At 65.5% G+C, this 21,945-nt stretch carries 16 protein-coding genes; 14 read left to right on the top strand and 2 right to left on the bottom strand.

Annotated features, from left to right (window positions below):
- Positions 1-17: 17 nt before the first annotated feature.
- The 8 genes from J4G32_RS07420 to J4G32_RS07385 are packed head-to-tail and all read left to right on the top strand — an operon-like array spanning position 18 to position 11,599.
- Positions 18-1,262 (top strand): glycosyltransferase family protein, encoded by a 1,245-nt coding sequence (locus J4G32_RS07420; RefSeq protein ID WP_210485567.1) that lies wholly within the window; start codon positions 18-20, stop codon positions 1,260-1,262.
- Positions 1,263-1,271: 9 nt separating this feature from the next.
- A complete protein-coding gene (locus tag J4G32_RS07415; protein WP_210485566.1) occupies positions 1,272-2,546 on the top strand; it encodes a glycosyltransferase family 4 protein in 1,275 nt (424 codons plus the stop codon).
- Positions 2,543-3,673: a glycosyltransferase family 4 protein gene (locus J4G32_RS07410; RefSeq protein WP_343232608.1), complete on the top strand. Its 1,131-nt coding sequence runs from the start codon at positions 2,543-2,545 to the stop codon at positions 3,671-3,673. The genes J4G32_RS07415 and J4G32_RS07410 overlap by 4 nt, the downstream gene beginning before the upstream one ends.
- Entirely contained in the window at positions 3,670-5,640 is a 1,971-nt protein-coding gene (locus tag J4G32_RS07405; protein WP_210485565.1) for a glycosyltransferase, read from the top strand. Before J4G32_RS07410 ends, J4G32_RS07405 begins: the two co-directional genes overlap by 4 nt.
- Positions 5,633-7,498 (top strand): ABC transporter ATP-binding protein, encoded by a 1,866-nt coding sequence (locus J4G32_RS07400; protein ID WP_210485564.1) that lies wholly within the window; start codon positions 5,633-5,635, stop codon positions 7,496-7,498. The genes J4G32_RS07405 and J4G32_RS07400 overlap by 8 nt, the downstream gene beginning before the upstream one ends.
- Complete coding sequence (locus J4G32_RS07395) at positions 7,495-9,423, top strand: ABC transporter substrate-binding protein (protein WP_246504906.1); 1,929 nt, start codon at positions 7,495-7,497, stop codon at positions 9,421-9,423. The genes J4G32_RS07400 and J4G32_RS07395 overlap by 4 nt, the downstream gene beginning before the upstream one ends.
- Positions 9,420-10,439 (top strand): ABC transporter permease, encoded by a 1,020-nt coding sequence (locus J4G32_RS07390; protein WP_210485563.1) that lies wholly within the window; start codon positions 9,420-9,422, stop codon positions 10,437-10,439. Before J4G32_RS07395 ends, J4G32_RS07390 begins: the two co-directional genes overlap by 4 nt.
- On the top strand, positions 10,436-11,599 hold the full coding sequence (locus tag J4G32_RS07385; protein ID WP_210485562.1) for an ABC transporter permease: 1,164 nt from the start codon (positions 10,436-10,438) through the stop codon (positions 11,597-11,599). The genes J4G32_RS07390 and J4G32_RS07385 overlap by 4 nt, the downstream gene beginning before the upstream one ends.
- Before the next feature lie 98 nt (positions 11,600-11,697).
- Here J4G32_RS07385 and J4G32_RS07380 read toward each other — a convergent pair whose 3' ends face one another.
- Positions 11,698-13,122 (bottom strand): DEAD/DEAH box helicase, encoded by a 1,425-nt coding sequence (locus J4G32_RS07380; protein ID WP_210485561.1) that lies wholly within the window; start codon positions 13,120-13,122, stop codon positions 11,698-11,700.
- Positions 13,123-13,469: 347 nt separating this feature from the next.
- Here J4G32_RS07380 and J4G32_RS07375 point away from each other — a divergent pair, with 347 nt between their 5' ends.
- The 4 genes from J4G32_RS07375 to wecB all read left to right on the top strand — a co-directional run bounded on the left by J4G32_RS07375 (position 13,470) and on the right by wecB (position 18,920).
- Positions 13,470-14,669 carry an MFS transporter gene (locus J4G32_RS07375; RefSeq protein WP_210485560.1) on the top strand — a complete coding sequence of 400 codons (1,200 nt, stop codon included), beginning with the start codon at positions 13,470-13,472 and terminating at the stop codon, positions 14,667-14,669.
- 100 nt (positions 14,670-14,769) lie between these two features.
- Positions 14,770-16,290 carry a glycerol-3-phosphate dehydrogenase gene (locus tag J4G32_RS07370; RefSeq protein ID WP_210485559.1) on the top strand — a complete coding sequence of 507 codons (1,521 nt, stop codon included), beginning with the start codon at positions 14,770-14,772 and terminating at the stop codon, positions 16,288-16,290.
- Between the two features lie 46 nt (positions 16,291-16,336).
- Positions 16,337-17,821, top strand: coding sequence for a glycerol kinase GlpK (gene glpK / locus J4G32_RS07365; RefSeq protein ID WP_210485558.1), 1,485 nt, complete (start codon positions 16,337-16,339; stop codon positions 17,819-17,821).
- A gap of 61 nt (positions 17,822-17,882) precedes the next feature.
- Entirely contained in the window at positions 17,883-18,920 is a 1,038-nt protein-coding gene (gene wecB, locus J4G32_RS07360) for a non-hydrolyzing UDP-N-acetylglucosamine 2-epimerase (protein ID WP_210485557.1), read from the top strand.
- 24 nt (positions 18,921-18,944) lie between these two features.
- On the opposite strand, the gene J4G32_RS07355 is transcribed toward wecB, so the two are convergent.
- Positions 18,945-19,364, bottom strand: coding sequence for an HIT family protein (locus J4G32_RS07355; RefSeq protein ID WP_210485556.1), 420 nt, complete (start codon positions 19,362-19,364; stop codon positions 18,945-18,947).
- A gap of 219 nt (positions 19,365-19,583) precedes the next feature.
- Here J4G32_RS07355 and J4G32_RS07350 point away from each other — a divergent pair, with 219 nt between their 5' ends.
- Together J4G32_RS07350 and J4G32_RS07345 are read left to right on the top strand one after the other, a co-directional pair.
- The gene (locus tag J4G32_RS07350) at positions 19,584-21,473 is read left to right on the top strand and encodes a calcium-binding protein (protein WP_210485555.1); all 1,890 of its coding nucleotides are present in this window, start codon (positions 19,584-19,586) and stop codon (positions 21,471-21,473) included.
- Positions 21,474-21,763: 290 nt separating this feature from the next.
- Positions 21,764-21,945: hypothetical protein (locus J4G32_RS07345; RefSeq protein ID WP_210485554.1), on the top strand; the 182-nt coding region annotated here is incomplete at its 3' end.

The raw sequence follows: 21,945 nt of genomic DNA, 5'->3' as shown, positions 1-21,945 counted from the left end.
TGGTCATGGACGTGATGATGGAACCTCTAACGGCAAAGTCTCCGCCATGGCGCCAGCGCGCCTCGCGCGTTGTCATTTACAGCCACGACACCTTCGGGCTCGGCCATCTGCGCCGCTCGCGGGCGATCGCCAATGCAATCGTCGAGGAATGCCCCGAGACCTCGGTGGTCATCATCTCCGGCTCGCCGGTGATCGGCAATTTCGAATTCGGCAGCGGCGTGGACTACATCCGTATCCCGGGCGTTACGAAGTTGCCCGACGGCGACTACCGCTCGCTCAACCTGAACGTTGATCTCGACGAGGCCGTGGGCCTGCGCGAAGCGCTGATCCTGCAGGCGGTCAAGTCGTTCCGGCCCGATGTCTTCATCGTCGACAAGGAGCCGACCGGCTTTCGCGGCGAGGTCGTGCCGGCGCTCGAATACCTCGAAAGGACCGGCTGTCACCTGGTCCTCGGCATCCGCGACGTGATGGACGAGCCGGCGCTGCTGGTCCCCGAATGGGAGCGCAAGGGCGCCCGCGACGCGCTGATCCGTTATTACGACGAGATCTGGGTCTACGGCCTCAAGGACGTCTACGAGCCGTTGGCAGCCCTCGACCTGCCGGCCGACGTGGAAGAGCGGATCACCTATACGGGGTATCTGCGTCGGGAGGTCCCGGCGACGCCCTCGCTCATGCGCTACCCCAAGATCACCCGGCAGCCCTTCATCCTCGTGACGACGGGCGGCGGCGGCGATGGCGACGATCTCATCGACTGGGTGATTTCGGCCTATGAGGCCGAGGTCGGGCCGGAGATGCCCGCCGTCATCCTGTTTGGCCCCTTCGTCAATCGCGATCAACGGCGCAACTTCATGGAGCGCATCGCCCGGCAGCCGAAGCTCGACGCCATGTCGTTCGACAACAAGATCGAACACCTGATGGAGAAGGCCACGGCCATCGTCGCCATGGGCGGCTACAACACCTTTTGCGAAATCCTGTCCTTCGACAAGCGCGCGCTCATTGTCCCGAGAACCCGCCCACGGCTCGAGCAGCATATCCGCGCCGTGGAAGCCGAGCGGCTGGGACTTGTGAGCATGCTCAGCGACTACACTGAACCCCGCACGCCCGAGCGGATGGCGGAGGCCCTCCGGCGCCTGGCTACCCAGCCTCGTCCCTCCGAGGTCACGGTGCCGGGGATGCTCGACGGCCTCGACCGGGTGCAGGAGCGCCTGAAGGCCCTGACCCAGTCGCCGGCCTATCTGTCCGCCTCGCAGGCGGCCGAGTAAGCAGCCCGGATGTCCCTGTCTCGTGAAGCCCGGCGGATTGCCGTCGTCGTGAAGGGCTATCCGCGCCTGTCCGAGACCTTCATCGCCCAGGAGATCCTGGCCCTGGAGGAGCGCGGCCTCGGCCTCGAGATCTGGTCCCTGCGGCACCCGACCGAGACGGCGGTTCATCCCATGAACCGCAAGATCCGCGCGAAGGTCAGCTACCTCCCGGAATACCTCTACGAGGAACCCCTGCGGGTGCTGCGCGGCCTCGCCTTCGCCATCCGACAGCCTGCCTTCGGCGCCGTAATTCGGACCTTCTGGGCCGATTTCAAGCGCGATCGCACCGCCAACCGCATCCGCCGTCTCGGGCAGGCGGTCGTGATGGGCCGTGAGTTGCCCGCCGCGGTCAGGCACATCCATTCCCACTACCTGCACACGCCCGCCTCGGTGGTGCGCTATGCGGCCCTGCTGACCGGGCGGAGCTGGACCTTCTCGGCCCACGCCAAGGACATCTGGACGACGCCGGACTGGGAAAAGCGCGAGAAGCTCGCCGCCGCGCTCTGGGGCGTCACCTGCACGGCGCAAGGAGCCGAGCACCTTCAGGCCCTGAGCCCAACGGCTGAGCGCATCACCCTCGTCTATCATGGCCTCGACCTGTCGCGGTTTCCCGCCCCCCGCGCGGAAGGGTCCCGGCGGGACGGGTCGGACCCGGCCGATCCGGTGCGGATCGTGTCGGTCGGCCGGGCGGTGGCCAAGAAGGGCTTTGGCGATCTGCTGCAGGCGCTGGCCGCCCTGCCTGCGGATCTTCACTGGCGCTTTGCCCATGTGGGCGGCGGCGATCTGCTCAAGACCCTGAAGGCGCAGGCCGAGGCGAGCGGCCTTTCCGACCGGGTCGCCTTCCTGGGCTCGAAGGCGCAGCCCGACATCGTGGCTTTGCTGCGCGAGGCGGATCTGTTCGTGCTGCCCTCCAAGAAGGCCGCGTCGGGGGATCGGGATGGCCTGCCCAATGTGCTGATGGAAGCAGCCAGCCAGAAACTTGCCATCGTCGCCAGCGACTTCGCCGGCATCCCCGAGTTCATCCGGGACGGGCAGGACGGCGTTCTCGTGCCGCCGGGCGATTGGGGGAGCCTGTCGAACGCCATCAACCTTCTGGCGCGCGAGCCGGAGCGGCGGGACCGGCTGGCCGAATCCGCGTTTGCGCGGTTGCGGCACGATTTCTCCATGGATGGCGGCATCGATCTGCTCGACCAGCGCTTCCGCCAGATCCTCGATCCCGCTCTGCCCGTCAGGCTGCCCGCGTGACGGACCTGGGCCCCGTCGCGTTCTATGCGCCCTTGAAAAGCCCGGACCATCCCTCCCCGTCGGGCGACCGCACCATGGCGCGGCTACTGCTGAAAGCCCTGCAGGCGGCTGGATTTTCGCCTGACCGCGCGAGCGATCTGCGCACCCGTGACGGACGGGGCGACCCGGCCGCGCAGGGGCAAATTCGCGATGCTTGCCTGCGGGAAGCGGATCGGCTCGTTACCTCTTATCGCCGGCTCGCGCCCGAATGTCGGCCCGTGCTCTGGTTCACCTATCACGTCTATTACAAGGCTCCGGACTGGATCGGTCCGCCCGTGGCCGATGCCCTCGGCATCCCCTACGTGATCGCTGAGGGCTCCCGCGCTGGCAAGCGGGCGACAGGACCCTGGGCGCTCGGCCACCGGGGCGCCGTGCTGGCGCTGGACCGGGCCGATGTGATCTTTTCCATGACGGCCAATGACCGCGACGCGCTCGCCCGGGACCGGCCGGCCGGGCAACGGATCGTCGACCTGCCGCCGTTCCTCGACCTCTCCGACCGGGACGCCCCCATCTCTCGCACCGCAGCGCCGGACGAACCTTTGCGCCTGCTCACGGTCGCGATGATGCGCCCTGGCGACAAGGCCGCATCCTATCGCATCCTCGCCGCCGCCCTGGCCCGGATCGAAGATGTTTCCTGGACCCTCGAGGTGGTGGGCGACGGCGAAGCGCGCCCTGAGATCGAAGCGCTCTTCGCCCCGTTGGGCCCGCGCGTCCGCTTTCACGGGACGCGCGAGGGAGGGTCGTTGCGCGCGTTCTACGGCAACGCGGATCTGTTCGTCTGGCCCGCCGTCAACGAGGCGTACGGCATGGTGCTGCTGGAGGCGCAGAGCGCCGGGATCCCAGTGGTGGCGGGCGATTTCGGCGGCGTGGCGGCCGTCATGCAGGATGGCCGGACCGGCTGCCTGACGGCGCCGGGCGATGCTCAGGCCTTCGCCGACGCGCTCGGCGGACTGATGGCGGACCCGACCCGACGCCGGTCCATGGGCGGGGCCGCCCGCCTCTTCGTCGAAAGCGAGCGAACGCTGGCCCACGCTGCGATCCGTCTGCGCGAGAGCCTGTGTCCCCTGCTCGGGAAAAGCGCCGCATGAGTGGGCGCGTTCTCATCGTCGTGACCCATCTGCTGGGAGCAGGCCACCTCACCCGCGCCCGCGCGCTGGCCGGCGCCTTCGCGGCGTCCGGCTATGAGACGACCCTCGTCTCCGGCGGGATGCCAATGCCGACAGCCCCGCCCCCGGGCGTAACGTTCATCCAGCTGCCGCCCGTTCAGGTCCGCGAGGCGCGTTTTTCGGAGCTGCTCGACGAGCGCGGCGCGCCTGTCACGGTTGCGCTCCTTCACGCCCGGCGGGCGTTGTTGCGGGAGACGGTGATCGAAATCGCCCCCGCCATTCTCATCACCGAACTGTTTCCCCTCGGCCGACGCGGTCTCGCCGACGAATTCCTCGCCCTGCTGCGCGCGACCCGGGCGCTCGATCCACGCCCGCTCGTTCTATCATCGGTGCGCGACATCCTGGTGGCGCCCGCCAAACCCGGCCGCGTCGCCGAAGCCGAGACGCGGCTCGATGATTTCTATGACGGCATTCTCGTGCACGGCGATCCGGCGCTTTCAACCCTTGACCTTTCCTGGCCCGTGGGCGACCGGGTGCGGGCGCTGATCCACGAGACGGGCTACGTGGATGAGGACGTGGCGCCTGTGCCGGTCGTCGAGCGAAATGGCATTGTCGTCTCGGGCGGCTCCAGCCCGGCCGGATTGCCGCTCTTCAGGGCGGCCCTCTCGGCCGCGAGCATCGTCCCGGATCACCCCTGGCACGTCCTTGTTGGCCGCGCCGTGACCGAGGCCGATTTTCTGGCCCTGCGGCAGGCGGCTCCTGCCCATGTGACGGTCGATCGTGCGAGGCCCGACTTTCGCGGTCTGCTGGCGGGTGCGGAGGTGTCTGTCAGCCAGGCGGGCTACAACACGAGCATCGATCTGCTGCGCACCGGCGTCCGCTCGGTTCTGGTGCCGTTCGAGGGCGGTCGCGAGACGGAGCAGCGCCTGCGGGCAGAGCGCCTTCAGGCGGCTGGCCTCGCACACCTCCTCCCCGAGAGCGCGCTTGGCGGGCCTTCCCTCGCGCAGGCCGTGAAGGTTGCCCTGGCCTCCCCGCTTCCGCCCGCAGCGACAATCGCGCTCGACGGCGCCGCCCGCAGCGTGACGATCGCGCGGAGGCTTGGCGCGCCCGCCAGCCATCCGTCGCCGATCAACTGGTCCATCCTGAGCGAGGCCATCGCGAGAGCGCGGGGGACAGGCTATGAGCCCGCCTTCTGGTGGCGGGACGACGACGCGGTGGCGGCCAGTCCGGCACTCGACAGCCTGCTCCAGCTGTCCCGTCGCTATGACGCCCCCCTCGCCCTGGCGGTGATCCCGGCCGCATGGGAGGCCTCGCTGGCGGAGCGTCTCCTGGGCGAATCAGGCGTGCAGGTGCTTGTGCACGGCTGGGCTCACGACAACCACGCTCCCGCGACCGCGAAGAAAGCGGAATTCGGAGCCCATCGCGAGATGGCGACGATGGCAGCGCAGGCCGCTGCGGGCTTGCGAAAACTGGAATCCGCCTTCCCGGCCATCCTTCCGGTGTTCGTTCCACCGTGGAACCGGATCGCGCCTGCGCTCGTCTCTCATCTGGCGGAGGCCGGTTATGCGGGTCTGTCGACGTTCCGCGACCGCGAATGCGCCTTTCCGGCGCCGGGGCTTGTCCAGATCAACACGCATGTGGATCCGATTGACTGGCATGGAAGCCGCTCACTGGCACCGGTGCCGGAGCTGATCGCAGCCCTGGCTTCCGCCATCGACGGCCGGAATGCGGGCAAGGCTGTGGGGGAACCCATCGGCCTGCTCACCCATCATCTCGTGCATGATGCGAAAATCTGGGCATTCTGTGAGGAATTGCTCGCTTTCCTGTCCCGATCTGGCCTTCTCTTCGGGACTCTTGAAAGTTATGGTGTGACAACGCGTGAAACGTCGTCGAGATGTTGCGCATTGTCGTCCTATGATGCGCCGTCTCGTGGAGAAGCCGATGGATAAGCCACTCCTGTCGATCCGCCAGTTGTCGGTGGATTTTGTGACCGAGTCCGGAGATTTCCGGGCGGTGGATGGTTTGACGTTCGACATTCCGCGCGGCAAGACGGTCGCGCTGGTGGGGGAGTCCGGCTCCGGCAAGTCCATCACCGCCCAAGCGATCCTCCAGATCCTGCCGAAGCAGGCGACCATCACGGCCGGGCAGATCGTATTTCACGATCCCAACCGTGACACGGGCGTGGATATCGCGGGGCTCGGGTCGGACAGTGCGGCGATGCGCGGCATGCGCGGCGGCCGCATCGCCATGATCTTCCAGGAGCCGATGACATCGCTGTCGCCCCTGCACACGATCGGCGACCAGATTTCGGAATCCTATCTCACCCACATCGACAGCGACAAAGCCGCAGCCCGCCAGCACACGATCGACGCGCTGGCCCGTGTCGGCTTTCCCGATCCGCAGCGCGCGCTCACGACCTATCCGTTCGAGCTGTCCGGCGGCTTGCGCCAGCGCGCCATGATCGCGATGGCGCTGATCACGCGACCGGCGCTCCTCATCGCCGACGAGCCGACGACGGCTCTCGACGTGACCACGCAGGCGCAGATCCTCGAATTGATCAAGGAGCTTCAGGTCGAAACCGGCATGTCGGTGCTCCTCATCACCCACGATCTGGGCGTTGTGGCCAATGTCGCCGACGAGGTGGTGGTGGTGTATCGCGGACGGGTGATGGAGGCCGGCACGCGGGACGATCTGTTCCGCAAGGCGCAGCATCCCTACCTCCAGGCGCTGATGCGCGCGGTGCCGCGCTTTGCCATGGCGGAGGGCGAGCGGCTGACGCCCATCCGCGAAGTGAAAAGCACCGGACTGGCGCCCGGCGGCGCGCCGCGGCGCATCGCGACGGCCGGCCCGATTCTGCAAGCCAAGGACCTCACCAAGACCTTCACGCTCCGCTCAGGCTGGTTTTCCGGGCAGCTCCGCACCATCCACGCGGTCAACGGCGTCGACCTCGCTCTGCCGGCCGGCAAGACCCTCGGGCTTGTGGGCGAATCCGGCTGCGGAAAAACGACCGTGTCGAAGATCATCATGCGGGCCATGAACCCGGATGCGGGCAGTGTGCTGTTCGACGATGGCAGCGGGCCGAAGGACGTGCACGCCCTTCAGGGCGACGCGCTGACCGCGTATCGACGCAACGTCCAGTTCATTTTCCAGGATCCATTCTCGTCGCTCAACCCGCGCATGACAGTGTACGAGCTGCTGACCGAACCGCTGCGCATCCACAATATCGGCACGCCCGACGAGCGCTATGCGCGCGCCAAGCAACTCCTCGACATGGTCGGTCTCGACCAGCGTGTGCTGCGGCGCTACCCGCACTCCTTCTCCGGGGGTCAGCGTCAGCGTATCGGCATCGCGCGCGCGCTGGCGCTCGAGCCCAGCGTGCTGATCTGCGACGAGCCGGTGTCGGCGCTCGACGTCTCGGTCCAGGCGCAGGTGCTGAACCTCCTGAAGGACCTGCAATCGGCGCTCGGCCTGTCCTACCTGTTCGTGTCGCACAATCTCGCGGTGGTGGATTACATCGCCGACACCATCGCCGTCATGTGCCGGGGCTACATCGTCGAGGAAGCGCCCAAGACGTCGCTGTTCCGCAACCCTGTGCATCCCTACACGCAGGCGCTGCTCGCAGCCGTGCCCGACCCCGACATCGACCGGCCGCTGAACTTCGAGAAGCTGCGCGCCGACCGGTTCGCCGATCCGTCGCAATGGCCGGCGCCGTTCCGGCTCGCCCCCGGAGAATTTGGACACATGAGCGAGATCGAGCCCGGCCATAAGGTCAGGCTCGGAACCGCAGCCGCGAAGGAAGCAGCATGATGGCCCCCCTCACCCGCCTTCCCGCCCTGATGGCATTGTGTGTCCTCGGCCTGCTCGCCAGCCCTGCGGGCGCGGTGGATTTCACTGAAGCGCCGTCGCTTGCCGAGAAGGTCGCGCGCAAGGAACTGCCACCGGTCAACGAGCGCCTGCCGCTTGCGCCCCTCGTCTCCGAACCCCTCGGCGGGCAGGCAGGACAATTCGGCGGCGACATCATCACGCTCGTCCCGCGCGCCCGCGACATCCGTTACATCACCACCTATGCGTATACCCGGCTCGTCGGGTACGACCGCCAGCTCGAGCTGAAGCCCGATCTGCTGGAAGCGGTCGACAACGTGGACGACCGCGTCTTCACCTTCACGCTTCGCGAAGGCCACCGGTGGTCCGACGGCCAGCCCTTCACGGCGGAGGATTTCCGCTATTACTGGGAAGACCTCGTCAACAACAAGGACCTGTCGCCCGCCGGCGTCCCGGAATTCATGATGGCAGGCGGGAAGCCTGCGAAATTCGAGGTGCTCGACGCGCGTCACGTGCGCTACACCTGGGACAACCCCAATCCGCGCTTCCTGCCGCAACTGGCGGCGGCGGTCGATCCGGGTATTTACCGGCCGGCTCACTATCTCAAGCTCTTCCATGCCAAATACGCCGACAAGGCGAAGCTCGAAGAGGCCGCCAAGGCTCAAAAACTCAAATCGTGGGCAGCCCTTCACAATCGTGTCGATGACATGAAGGAGCAGACGAATCCCGATCTGCCGGTGCTGCTGCCATGGCGCGTGACCAACCGGGCGCCCGCCACCCGCTTCGTGTTCGAGCGCAATCCCTATTATCACCGGGTCGACCCCAAGGGGCAGCAGCTTCCCTATGTGGACCGGGTCATCATGGACGTGTCGGCGAGCGGGTTGTTCGCCGCGAAAGCCAATGCGGGCGAAGTCGATCTGCTCTTCCGCGGCCTGTCGATGGCCGATATTCCGGTGCTGAAGCAGGGCGAGAAAATTCAGGGCTACACGACGCTGCTCTGGCCCTATGCGCGCGGCTCGGAGCTGGCGCTGTTTCCCAACCTCAACGCGACCGATCCAGTGTGGCGCACGCTCAATCGGGACGTGCGCTATCGCCGTGCGCTGTCGCTGAGCATCGACCGCAAGACCCTGAACAACGCCCTGTTGTTCGGGCTCGGCATCGAGGGCAACAACACCATCATGGCCGAAAGCCCGCTGTCGCAGCCGGGCCTGCGCACCACCAACGCAACTTACGATCCGGGGGAAGCCTCGCGGCTGCTCGATTCCATCGGCCTGACCCAGCGCAACTCGGCAGGGATCCGGCTTCTGCCGGATGGCCGCGAACTTGAGATCATCGTCGAGACCGATGGCGAGAGCAGCCTGGTGGTCGACGGATTGACGCTCATCACCGAGTTCTGGCGCGAGGTCGGCGTCAAGCTGTTCGTCAAGCCGCAGGATCGGACTGTCATGCGCAACCGGGTCTTCGCGGGCTTGACGACGATGGTCGCCGGCCAGGGTTTCGACAACGCGATCCCCACCGCCATCATGCCGCCGACTGAGTTCGCGCCCATGCGCCAAGACAATTACGCCTGGTCGAAATGGGGCCAGTATATCGAGACCAAGGGCAAGAATGGCGAAGCGGTCGATATCCCGGCGGCCAAGCGCCTGCTCGAGATCTATAATGTGTGGATGAACACGGGCGACCGCACCGTGCAGGCCGAGGCCTGGACCGAGATCCTGCAGAACCACGTGGACAATCAATGGACGATCGGGACAGTAGCCGGCGCGCTGCAGCCGATCGTGGTTCGCAATGGCCTGCAGGGGTTGCCGAAGAAGGCTCTCTATTCGTTCGAGCCGACGGCCATGATCGGCATCTACCGCATCGACGAAATGTTCTGGAATAAAGCCGTGCAGAAAGAGGCTCGCCGATGATCCGTTTCCTGTTGCGTCGGTTCGTCACCATGTGCGTGACGCTCCTGATCATCTCGGCGCTCGTGTTCTTCATCATCAAACTTCCGCCCGGCGACTTCCTCACCAACCAGATTGCCGAGCTGCGGGCGCAGGGCGAATCCGCATCCGTGGCCAAGGCCGAGTTCCTCATCAAGCAATACGGACTCGATCGTCCCGTCTGGGAGCAATACATGGTCTGGGTGGGGTTCATGCCCGGCCAGAACGGGTTCTCGGGTCTTCTGCAGGGGGATTGGGGCTGGTCGTTCGAATATGACCGCCCCGTCATGGAGGTGGTGGGCGATGCCCTGTGGCTGACGCTACTGGTGAATTTCGCCGTCGTGATCTTCATCCATCTGGTGTCGATCCCCATCGCCATCTATTCGGCGACCCGGCAATATTCGCTCGGCGACTACATCGCGACCTTCATCGGCTATATCGGGCTGGCAACGCCGAGCTTCCTGCTGGCGTTGATCCTGCTCTATTACATGAACCGTTGGTTCGGCGTGTCGATCGGCGGACTCTATGATGCGCAGTATGCGGGCCAGCCGTGGACGTGGCCAAAGATCCAGTCGCTTCTCACGCATCTCATCGTGCCGACGCTCGTCATCGGGCTTGGCGGCACGGCGGCCATGATCCGGCGCATGCGGGCCAATCTTCTCGACGAGCTCGGCAAGCAGTATTACGTGACGGCGAAGGCCAAGGGCCTCACCGCCCGCAAGGCGCTGCTGAAATATCCGTTCCGCATGTCGCTCAATCCCTTCATCTCCGATATCGGCAACCTGCTGCCGCATCTGGTATCGGGCTCCGTGCTCGTTTCGCTCGTGCTCTCCCTGCCGACCGTCGGTCCGATCCTGCTCAGCGCCCTCAAGACGCAGGATCAATTTCTCGCAGGCTTCATCCTGATGTTCGTCGCGATCCTCACAGTCGTCGGCATGCTGGTCTCCGACCTGTTGCTGGCCTGGCTCGATCCGCGCATCCGGATGGGAGGCGGCCGATGAACGGGCCCGTGTCGCTCACCCCGCATTATGTGGATCAACGCCCCTTCGACCCCGGCGCGACCGAACCGATGGGGTCGGAGAGCGAGAGCTTCTACCGCGCCTCGTCCTGGCGGCTGATGTGGTGGAAATTCCGCCGCCACCGGGTTGCCGTCGCGGCGGCCTTCATCCTGCTCGCCTTCTATGCGCTCATTCCCTTTGTCGAGGTCATCGCGCCCTACAACCAGACCAAGCGCAACGGCGATTTCCTCTATGCGCCGCCGCAGGCCGTGCACCTCTTTCACGATGGCCGATTGGTCGGGCCCTTCGTCTATCCCTACAAGTTCACCTTCGACCTGGAGAGCTTCCGGCGGGTCTACACCGTCGACAAGACGACGCCGCAGCCGGTGCGCTTCTTCTGCCGCGGCGATGGCTATGATTTCTGGGGTCTCATTCCCGGCAACGTGCACCTCTTCTGTCCGCCGGAGAACGGCACTTTGTTCGTGCTCGGCACCGACCGGCTCGGACGCGATCTGCTGTCGCGGATCATCTATGGCGCGCGGATTTCGCTTACCATCGGCATCGTCGGCATCGCGGTGTCGTTCACGCTTGGTCTGTTTTTCGGCGGTCTTGCCGGCTATCTCGGCGGCTGGGTCGATCATGTGATCCAGCGCATGATCGAAATCCTGCGCTCGCTGCCGGAATTGCCCCTGTGGCTCGCCTTGTCGGCCGCGTTGCCGGCCAACTGGAGCCCGATCCTCGTCTTCTTCGGCATCACGATCATTCTCGGCCTTCTCGACTGGCCGGGGCTCGCCCGTGCGGTGCGCTCGAAACTGCTGTCGCTGCGCGAGGAGGATTTCGTGAAGGCCGCCGAACTGATGGGCGCATCGAAACAGCGGGTGATCGCGCGTCATCTCATTCCGAACTTCATGAGCCACCTGATCGCGTCGGCGACCCTGTCGATCCCGTCGATGATCCTCGGCGAGACCGCCCTGTCATTCCTCGGTCTCGGCCTGCGCCCGCCCATCACCTCGTGGGGCGTCCTGCTCAACGAGGCGCAGAATCTGGCGGCGGTGCAGCTTCATCCCTGGCTGCTCTTCCCGATCATCCCGGTGGTGGTCGTGGTGCTCGCCTTCAACTTCATGGGCGATGGGTTGCGCGACGCGGCCGACCCGTATCATTGAGGCGAGACGGACGAGACCGTGCCATCCCGACACGCCGTTCGACCCAAGAAAAAGGCGCCCGCGAGGGCGCCTTTTCAATTCACAGGATGGCGTTGCCGTTACCGGCCGCGCGGACCCTTGTCGAGCCAGGACACCTGACGGCCATCGCCGCGGGATTCGCCGGCGCGGGCTGCCTGGGGCTGACGCTGACCGCCGCTCGTCTGGCCGCCCAACGGCTTTGCGCCGCGGGGACGATGACGCTTCGGACCGCGATCCGCATTGGGATCGGGATTGCGCGGCGCGCCGTGTCCCGTGTTGCCACGGGCATGCGGGGCCGAGCGCGGACGCTGAGCCTGCTGCGGACGACGCGGCTCGCGGGGTTCTTCCCGCTCGCCCGCCACGGGGCCGGCCTGGAAGCCTTCCGGAAGCGGAGCGACCGGCACCTTCAGGCGCGTGAGCTTCTCGATGTCGCGCAGGAACGCCCGCTCTTCATCGTTGCAGAACGACATGGCGATGCCCGTCGCCCCGGCACGGGCCGTGCGGCCGATGCGGTGGACGTAGGATTCCGGCACGTTCGGCAGATCGTAGTTGATCACGTGGCTGACGCCGTCGACGTCGATGCCCCGCGCCGCGATATCGGTGGCGACAAGCACCCGGCAGGAGCCGGACTTGAAGGACGCGAGCGCCCGCTCACGCTGCGGCTGCGACTTGTTGCCGTGGATGGCCGCCGCATTGATGCTGGCTTTCTCGAGCCCGCGCACGATCTTGTCCGCGCCGTGCTTGGTGCGGCTGAAGACCAGGACGCGTTCGATGGCCGGATCCTGCAGAACGGTTTCGATCAGCGCCTGCTTGCGTCCGGCGGACACGAACATGACGCTCTGCTCGACACGCTCGGCGGTCGTCGCGACCGGGGTCACGGCGACGCGGGCGGGATCGCGCAGGAAGGTGTCGGCCAACGACGAGATCGTCTTCGGCATGGTGGCCGAGAAGAACAGGGTCTGGCGATCCTTCGGCAGCATCGTCACGATGCGCTTGAGGGCGTGGATGAAGCCCAGATCGAGCATCTGGTCGGCCTCGTCGAGGACGAGGATCTCGACGTCGCGCAGGCTGAGCGCCCGGCGATCGATGAGATCGAGCAGGCGACCGGGGGTCGCCACCAGAACGTCGACGCCGAACGAGAGGTCACGCTCCTGCTTACCGATGGCCACGCCGCCGAACACGACCGAGGTGGTCAGTTTCAGGTTGCGGCCATAGGTGCGGAAGCTGTCGGCAATCTGGCTTGCCAGTTCGCGGGTGGGGCTGAGCACGAGAACGCGGCAGCCCTTGCGGACCGGCGCGCGGGGGTTTTCAGTCAGGCGGTGCAGGATCGGCAGCGCGAAGGCCGCCGTCTTGCCGGTGCCCGTCTGGGCGATGCCGCAGATATCGCGGCCGGCCATCACATAGGGAATGGCCTGCGCCTGGATCGGGGTGGGCTTCTCATAGCCTTCGGTCGCAAGCGCCTTCAGGATCGGCTGGGCCAATCCGAAATCGGTGAAAAGAGTCAAAGTGTGTGTCTTTCGAGCAGAAAAATGAGCCAAAAAGGCCAAGTTCGTCATGCCAAATCGTGTTGGAAGACGGGCGCTGCCGGGCTCCTGGCGACCGCCCGCGTGATGGGGCAGTCGAGCGGTCAAGCGATTGAAGAAAGGGGCCGGGCCTCCACCCTCAGGCGGATATCCGTCACGCAGCCCCACTCAAGCGGCTCCTCGACGGAGCGCTGACGCCGTGCTGTGCATATGGCGGATACCGCGCTGTTCGTCAAGCGCTGGCGCTGATATGATATGCTGTATCGCATAGTGCGGCCCGGATTGTCCGAGAGCTTTTGTCCGGCGATGATGACGAGGTGCAGCACGCGATGTCGCAGTCGAAACCGATGCCGTGGGGGTTCGTGACGGCCCTGTCCGTGACGCAACTCGTCTCCTACGGAACACTCTTCTATGCCTTCGCCCTGCTCATCGATCCCATGGAGCAGGACCTTGGCTGGTCGAAGGCGGCGCTGACGGCGGCGTATTCCCTCGCCCTCGTCTCCTCGGCGGTCTTCGCCGTGCCGGTGGGCCGGCTCATCGACAAGGGTTATGGCCGTATGGTCATGACCAGCGGCTCGATTCTCGCGGCCATTCTCCTCGTCCTGTGGTCCCGCGTGTCGGATTACCGGCTGTTCCTCTTGATCTGGGTGGGGCTCGGCGCCTGCATGAGCGCCGTCCTTTACGAATCCGGCTTCGCCGTTCTGGCGCTCCGGCTCGGATTCCAGGCCCGGCGGGGCATCACCGTCTTGACCCTGATCGCGGGCTTTTCCAGCACGGTGTTCGTCCCGCTGACCCATGTGCTGATCGAGGCCTATGGATGGCGGGGCGCGCTGCTGATCCTGGCTTTCGTCAACCTCGCCATTTGCGCCGCGCTTCATGTGGTGAGCATCCCGCGGGCCGCGAGTCTTGCGCGACCGCAGGCGCCGCTGGGGGAGGCCACTCCCGAGCGGCACCCTCGCCGCATTCTGAGACTGCCCGCTTTCTGGTGCTTCGTCACGATGGCGGTGTTGCAGGGGATCGTCTCGACGGGCCTGCCGATCCACCTGATCCCGCTGCTGGTGGAGCGCGGTTTCAGCCTCGAGGAGGCGGTGGCGGCCTACACGGTCATCGGGCCGGCCCAGGTGGCGGCGCGGTTTGTCACCGGCTTCGGCGACCGGGCCATGAGCCTCAAGGGCATTGGGACGGTCGCAATGATACTCAGCACGCTCGCCCTCGGCCTGCTGCCCCTCATTCCCGCCGGGTCCTGGGTGGTTTTTCTGTTCGCAGGCCTTTACGGAGCGTCAAGCGGCATGCTGACCATCGTGCGGGCGCTGCTGCCCCAGGAGATGTTCGGCCATGGGGATTACGGCACGGTCCAGGGCATGATCGCCATGCCTGTGCGGCTTGCCCAATCGGCCGCCCCTTTCGCCTTCGGGGCCCTGTGGGGATGGTGGGGGAACTACACCGCGGTAGCCGTGCTGTGCTCCATCACGGCCCTCGGCTCCCTCCTGGCCTTTGTGGTAAACTTGGTCGTTACAAGAGACCGTTGAGGGTCGACCGCGACGGAGGCTAGAATTTGCTTGCCTTGGCTGGCCAAAGAAATCATGTCCAATGCGCCGGGCGGTCCGGCTTCGAGGAAAGACGCGTTTCGTGGCGACAATGACCGATCTTCTGATCGTGGGCGGCGGCATCAACGGGACAGGCATTGCGCGGGACGCGGTCGGCCGCGGCCTCTCCGTCGTGCTGTGCGAGCAGGCCGACCTTGCGGGCTATACCTCGTCGGCCAGCACCAAGCTGATCCATGGCGGCCTGCGCTATCTCGAATATTACGAATTCCGCCTTGTGCGGGAGGCGCTGATCGAGCGCGAGCGCCTGCTGGAGGCAGCCCCGCACATCATCTGGCCTCTGCGCTTCATCCTGCCGCACGAGAAGGGCATCCGCCCCGCCTGGTTCGTCCGGCTCGGGCTTTTTCTCTACGACCATATAGCGCCCCGCAAACGGCTGCCGGGAACGGAGACCATCCACCTCACCCGCCACCCGGCCGGCCAAGCGCTGAAGCCCGGCTTCGACACCGCCTTCGTGTATTCGGATTGCTGGGTCGAGGACAGCCGGATGGTGGCGTTGAACGCGCTCGATGCGTTCGAGCGCGGGGCCGATATCCGGGTGCGCACCAAGCTCGCCTCGGCCCGCCGCGACGGCGATGGCTGGCTCGCGGTGCTCCAGGACACGCGAACCGGCGAGACTTCCGAAATTCGCGCCAAGGCCATCGTCAATGCGGGCGGCCCGTTCGTGGCCGAGGTCCTCAACACCAAGCTCGGGCTCAACACCGCCAAGCACGTGCGCCTCGTCAAGGGCAGCCATATCGTGGTGCCCAAGCTGTTTGACGGCGATCAGGCCTTTATCCTCCAAAACAAGGACAAGCGGATCGTGTTCGCGATCCCCTATCAGGGCAAGTTCACCCTGGTGGGCACCACCGACATCCCGGTCGAGGCAGTGCCCGACAAGAAGGTGGAAATCACCGACGACGAGATTCGCTATCTCTGCGAGGCCATCAACCACTTCTTCAAGCGGGAGATCAGGCCCGCCGACGTGGTGTGGACCTATTCGGGCGTGCGGCCGCTCTTCGACGACGGCTCCAGCAACGCCTCGGCGGTGACCCGCGATTATGTGTTCGAGCTCGATGCACCGAACCAGCAGGCGCCGGTGCTGTCGATCTTCGGCGGCAAGATCACGACCTTCCGCAAGCTCGCCGAGCATGCCCTCGAGCAGCTGAAGGATTTCTTCCCGGCCATGACGCCGTCCTGGACCGAGACCGCGAAACTCCCCGGCGGTGACATGCCGGATGCGGATTTCGAACGCTTTTTCGCGACCGTCACGGCCCGATTCCCCTTCCTGGACCGGCCGCTCGCCCATCGCCTCGCCCGCGCCTACGGCACCCGCATCACCCATCTCCTCGGGTCGGCGACGTCGATGGCGGAGCTCGGCGAGGATTTCGGCGCCGGATTGACGGCCGCGGAGGTCGATTATCTGGTGGCCCATGAATGGGCGCGCACGGCCGAGGACATCCTCTGGCGCCGCTCCAAGCTCGGCCTTCATGTGCCGGAGGGCGCTGCCGCGCGGATCGACGCCTATCTGGCAAAGCGCAGCACCGCGTCCGTCGCCGCACAATAAGAGGCGCGCCACCGCGCCCGATCTAAAGACCTCCGGGGGGATTTCCATGGCCAACTACGTGGGCGCAATCGACCAGGGCACCACCAGTTCGCGCTTCATTGTGTTCGATCGCGCCGGCGCAATCGTCAGCGTGGCTCAGAAAGAGCATGCGCAGATCTATCCGCAGGCGGGCTATGTCGAGCATGACCCGGCCGAGATCTGGCGCAACACCGAGACGGTGATCGAAGAGGCGCTGGCGAAGAGGCGCCTGAAACCGCAGGACCTCGCCGCCATCGGCATCACCAACCAGCGCGAAACCACGCTGATCTGGGACAAGCGGACCGGAAAACCGCTGCACAATGCTCTCGTCTGGCAGGATACCCGCGTCGATTCCATCGTGGCCGAATACGCCCGCGATGGCGGCCATGACCGGCTGCGCGACAAGACCGGCCTGCCGCTCACCAGTTACTTCTCCGGGCTGAAGCTCCGCTGGCTCCTCGACACTGTCCCGAACGCCCGAAAGATGGCCGAGGCGGGCGACCTCCTGTTTGGCACCGTCGACACCTGGCTGGTGTGGAACCTCACCGGCGGACGCTGCCACATCACCGACGTGACCAATGCCAGCCGGACCCAGCTGATGGATATCCGCACCCTGCAATGGGACGCGGAGATTCTCGCCCTGTTCCAGATCCCGGCGGCGTGCCTGCCCACCATCGTGTCGTCCAGCGAGGTCTATGGGGAAGCCACCGGCCTGCTCGCCGGCGTCCCGATTGCGGGAATCCTCGGGGACCAGCAGGCGGCCCTCGTGGGCCAGGCCTGCTTCACCCCGGGCGAGGCCAAGAACACCTACGGCACCGGCTGCTTCATGCTGATGAACACCGGCGAGACGCCTTACCCGTCGAGCCACGGCCTGCTGACCACAGTCGGGTACCGGTTCGGCGAGGCCAAGGCGGTCTATGCGCTGGAAGGCTCGATCGCCATCGCGGGCGCGCTGGTCCAGTGGCTGCGCGACAATCTCGGGCTGATCCGTCACAGCACGGATATCGAACCGCTGGCCCGCACGGTGCCGGATAACGGCGGCGTCACCATCGTGCCGGCCTTCTCTGGCCTCTACGCGCCGCACTGGAACGCCGGCGCCCGCGGCCTCATCGGCGGCCTCACCCGCTATGCCAACAAGGGCCACATCGCCCGCGCCGCCCTCGAAGCGACCGCTTTTCAAGTTCTCGAAGTGCTGAACGCCATGGCAAAGGACACCGGCATCGCCGTCAAGGAGCTGCGCACCGATGGCGGCATGGTGGTGAACGAGTTGCTCATGCAGTTCCAGGCCGACATCCTCGATGTGCCCGTGGTGCGGCCCCGGGTCATCGAGACGACGGCTCTCGGCTCCGCCTATGCGGCGGGCCTTGCCACCGGCTTCTGGACCGGCACCGACGAACTCGTCCGCAACTGGGCCGTCGACAAGCGCTGGCAGCCCGCCATGCCGGCCGCCGACCGCCGCCGCCTCACCAGCGGCTGGGAAAAGGCCGTCGGCCGGGCCGTCGACTGGGTGTGATGGACTTGGCGGCCCTCACGGGTTAAGTGCTGACAATCGTTCCGAGAAAAGGCTCTCTGTCATGTCGTTGTCTGTTCTGACCGTTGTGGGCGCCCGCCCACAATTCATCAAGGCGGCTCCCGTCAGCCACGCCCTGGCAGCGCACGGCAACATCCGTGAGATCCTGGTTCATACCGGACAGCATTTCGACGCCGCCATGTCGGACGTCTTCTTTCAGGAACTCGACATTCCGCCTCCGGCCCACAATCTCGAGGTCAACAGCCTTGGCCACGGGGCGATGACCGGCCGGATGCTGGAAAAGCTCGAAGAGGTGATGATCGCCGAAAAGCCCGATTGGGTCCTGATCTACGGCGACACCAATTCGACCGTGGCGGGCGCCCTGGCTGCGGCCAAGCTGCACATTCCGGTCGCCCATGTGGAGGCGGGCCTGCGCTCGTTCAACCGCAAGATGCCGGAGGAAATCAACCGGGTGATGGCCGACCACGTGAGCAACCTCCTGCTCTGCCCCACCCGCACGGCCGTCGCCAATCTCGCGCGCGAGGGCATCACCCATGGCGTCCATCATGTGGGCGACGTCATGTACGACGTCACCATTGCGGCCGTGGAGCGGGCGCGCGAGCGGTCCGACATTCTCACCCGGCACGGGCTGACGCCGAAGACCTACGCGGTCGCCACGATCCATCGGGCCGAGAACACCGACGATCCGGCCCAATTGGCCAAGGTGATCGCGTGGCTGTCGGAGCGGGGCAAGGACACCCCGATCGTCATGCCGCTGCACCCGCGTACGCGCAAACTCATGGAGAAGAGCGGACTGAACCCAGCCGGAATCCGGATCATCGAACCGCTCGGCTACCTCGACATGGCCTGGCTGACCCACAATTCGGCTGCCGTCTTCACCGATTCCGGAGGCCTGCAGAAGGAGGCCTATTTCCACCGGGTCCCCTGCGTGACCCTTCGGGACGAGACCGAATGGGTCGAGACCGTCCAGGCCGGCTGGAACCGCTTGTGGAGCGTCCCGGATTATGAGCCCCGGCGGGACATCACCGATTACGGCACAGGCGCGTGCAGCGCGAAGATCGCGACACTCCTCGCCGCCTGACGGACGCGCCTGCCGCTAGGACATTTACTGGAGCGCGGCGCGGATCTTCTCGGCGCCGGCGGCCAGGATGTCGGGTTTCTCCATCTCGCCCGAATGGGCCTTGAGCGGAACGCCCGCCATACGCGGAATCACATGGACGTGCATGTGGAACACGACCTGCCCGCCGGCGCTTTCGTTGAATTGCTGGATGGTCACCCCGTCGGCGGAAAACGCCTTCCTGACGGCGATCGCCAGCACCTGGACGGCCTTCATCAGGTCGGCGAGATCGTCCGGCGCGATATCGAGAATATTGCGCGCCGGAACCTTGGGAATCACCAAAACATGGCCGTCGCCGCGCGGCATGATGTCCATGATGGCGATGGCCCGATCGGTTTCGTAGAGTTTGTGGCACGGCAATTCGCCGCGCAGGATCCGGGCAAAGATGTTGGTGTCGTCGTAGGTCATGGGAGCTTCTCGGGATTGCTGGTTCAAACCGTCATCCGCGGCACGCGCGCGCATGGGCATTGCGGCGTTGACGATACGGAGTTTCGTCAGCTAGACAATCGCCGCAGATGCTTTGCGCGCTTGCGACCCAGACGCCGATGGGTGAATGTTCGGTCGCTTTCAGTTTAGTCTTGTATCCCACTTTGAAGCAATATCGCGCCGGTTGGCGTCAGGAACGCGATGACAAACTATGACAAGCTCGCCGCTTTCGTGCGGGCGCACCGCTCCGACCCGCTGAACCTGGCAAAGATCATCAACGCCTGGGAATGGACGTCCCTTGAAGGCGGCAGCTACGGCCCGGTGCCCACCGGGGCCGAGAACGTGCCGGACGTGCTCGCCGCAAGCTGCGGCTGGCGCCAGATCCTGATGACCGAACTGTTCAAGGAAATCGGCATCAAGAGCCGCGCCGTGAACTTCTACAACGTTCCCTTCCAGGGCAACCATACGGCCGTCGAGCTCAACATCAACGGCAAGTGGATGTTCTTCGACCCCACCTTCGGGACCTATTTCGAATCCCTGAGTGGCGGCAAACCGCTATCGGCCGCCGAAGCCCGGGCGAAGTGGCCGAACGTCGTGGTGAAGAAAGCCACTCTCGACGGCTGGCAGGGCAAGTTCGTCGATCTTGCGTCCATCAACCCGAAGACCGCCTACAAGACGCAGGTGGACGAATTCTTCAACCGTCCGCTCGCTGCCACGAACCTTCCGTTCGTTCTCAGCGCGGAAATCAAGAGCCTCTATTTCGGCCCGGAGGCGGGCTATTTCCTCGACGGGCAGAAGACCCCGATGCCGGCGAGCGGCGCGACCTGGATCACCCGGGTCGACACCAAGCACAAGGCCCCCTGGACGCGGATCGTCGACACCTTCGACAAGAACGGCAAGCTCGACAGTCGCTGGGGCGAGTTCGATACCTCGAGCAAAAAGCACTACGGCTGGTTCATCGATTGGGACCAGGCCGACAAGTACGACTGGGCGGTCAAGACGACCTATGTGGGCAACGTGCGCAATGCGGTGCTCGACTACACGCTCATCGTCAACGACGACAAGAGCAAGGTTCTCATCGATTACGACTCGGCCCCCTCCAAGGAAGTCTGGTCTGTCATGACCACCTACCGGACCGCGTCCGGGGCCATGGACTGGCAGACCGGAACCTACGACGACGGCCGGACCTGGATGACCGACTGGGACCAGGCGGGCAGCCTCCCGTGGAAATCCTTCCGCGATGAATATGACGCGGCCGGCAACGTCCTGACGACCTCCTTCATCGGCGATGACGGCGTCAGCTCGGTGGTGGAGTGGAGCACCGTCAACACGCTCGCGGGAACCGCCTACGGCGATGTGCTGACCGGCACGTCCGGGCGCGACTTCCTCAAGGGTTTCGCCGGCAACGACGTGCTGATCGGCGATACCGGGCCGGACCGGCTCGAAGGTGGCGCCGGCAACGACATCTACTACACGGACTCGCTCGAGGATCTGGTCATCGAGAAGGCCAATGGCGGCACCGACACTGTGCGCTCCACCGTGAGCTGGGTGCTGGCGCCCAATGTCGAAAATCTCGTCCTGCTCTCTGGCCGCTACGGCACCGGCAATGCAGAGAAGAACTTCATCTTCGGCAATGCCGAGAATAACGTGCTGAGCGGCATGGCCGGCAACGACCACCTGTCCGGCCAGGGCGGCGACGACATTCTGTCGGGCGGTACGGGCAACGACGTGCTGGAGGGCGGCCTGGGCGCGGATATCCTGTCCGGAAACGCAGGCGCGGATGTGTTCATCTGGCGGTCGATCGCCGAGACAGGCAACACCGCCTCGACCGCCGACCTGGTGCGGGACTTCTCCTTTGCCCAGGGCGACCGCCTGAATCTGTCGGCCATCGACGCCAATCGCGGCGTTGCCGGCAACCAGGCCTTCAAGTTCATTGGATCGGGCGCGTTTACGGGCGCGGGCCAGATCAAGGCCGTGCAGGTCGACGGCGAAACGCGCATTCTCCTGAATGTGGATTCCAATCCCGATGTGGACGCCGTGATCCGGCTCAGCGGCCTGAAAGCCGTCGATGCCTCGTGGTTCGTGCTTTAGGAGACACAAGGCGGGCACAAAAGGCCCGGGTTCCTGCCCGAGCCGCCCTTTGGGACTCCGGGCCCGGCCTGCCGGCGCCCTGCCTTCCCTTATCCCGTCCCTGCCTTCTCCCCGCCCGGGGAAAAACCCCTCGACCGGCTGGAAATAGGCCACCCGGTCGGCTAGTGATGCCCGTGGCGCAGACGGTGGCGAACCTGGCAGCGAACCCCTGACGCGGCCCCGAAGGGCGAGACGCCCGGCCAAGCAGGCGCTCCACCCGACACGGTTGATAACGATACTGGATGATTCTCATGGCATTGGACCACCTCAAGCCTGCTTTCGGCCACAGGCCCGGTCACCGTCGGGCTCGGCTCCTGATGGTCTGCTACTACGACCCTAACGGCATCCCGACGATCTATGAGAACATCGCCAACTGGCAGCAGTTCAGCCGTTACAGCATCGAGGTCCTCAACCTCTGGCCGGGGCGCAACGG

The sequence above is a fragment of the Microvirga antarctica genome (assembly GCF_017921815.1).
In the GTDB taxonomy this organism is placed as follows: Bacteria; Pseudomonadota; Alphaproteobacteria; order Rhizobiales; family Beijerinckiaceae; genus Microvirga; species Microvirga antarctica.
The sequence above is the reverse complement of the archived record's forward strand: the minus strand, read 5'-3'. Positions and strand labels throughout refer to the sequence as shown.

Coding starts and splice junctions, on each gene's coding strand:
- J4G32_RS07420 (WP_210485567.1), top strand. CDS start 18: ATGGAACCTCTAACGGCAAAGTCTCCGCCATGGCGCCAGCGCGCCTCG.
- J4G32_RS07415 (WP_210485566.1), top strand. CDS start 1,272: ATGTCCCTGTCTCGTGAAGCCCGGCGGATTGCCGTCGTCGTGAAGGGC.
- J4G32_RS07405 (WP_210485565.1), top strand. CDS start 3,670: ATGAGTGGGCGCGTTCTCATCGTCGTGACCCATCTGCTGGGAGCAGGC.
- J4G32_RS07400 (WP_210485564.1), top strand. CDS start 5,633: ATGGATAAGCCACTCCTGTCGATCCGCCAGTTGTCGGTGGATTTTGTG.
- J4G32_RS07395 (WP_246504906.1), top strand. CDS start 7,495: ATGATGGCCCCCCTCACCCGCCTTCCCGCCCTGATGGCATTGTGTGTC.
- J4G32_RS07390 (WP_210485563.1), top strand. CDS start 9,420: ATGATCCGTTTCCTGTTGCGTCGGTTCGTCACCATGTGCGTGACGCTC.
- J4G32_RS07385 (WP_210485562.1), top strand. CDS start 10,436: ATGAACGGGCCCGTGTCGCTCACCCCGCATTATGTGGATCAACGCCCC.
- J4G32_RS07375 (WP_210485560.1), top strand. CDS start 13,470: ATGTCGCAGTCGAAACCGATGCCGTGGGGGTTCGTGACGGCCCTGTCC.
- glpK (WP_210485558.1), top strand. CDS start 16,337: ATGGCCAACTACGTGGGCGCAATCGACCAGGGCACCACCAGTTCGCGC.
- wecB (WP_210485557.1), top strand. CDS start 17,883: ATGTCGTTGTCTGTTCTGACCGTTGTGGGCGCCCGCCCACAATTCATC.
- J4G32_RS07355 (WP_210485556.1), bottom strand. CDS start 19,364: ATGACCTACGACGACACCAACATCTTTGCCCGGATCCTGCGCGGCGAA.
- J4G32_RS07350 (WP_210485555.1), top strand. CDS start 19,584: ATGACAAACTATGACAAGCTCGCCGCTTTCGTGCGGGCGCACCGCTCC.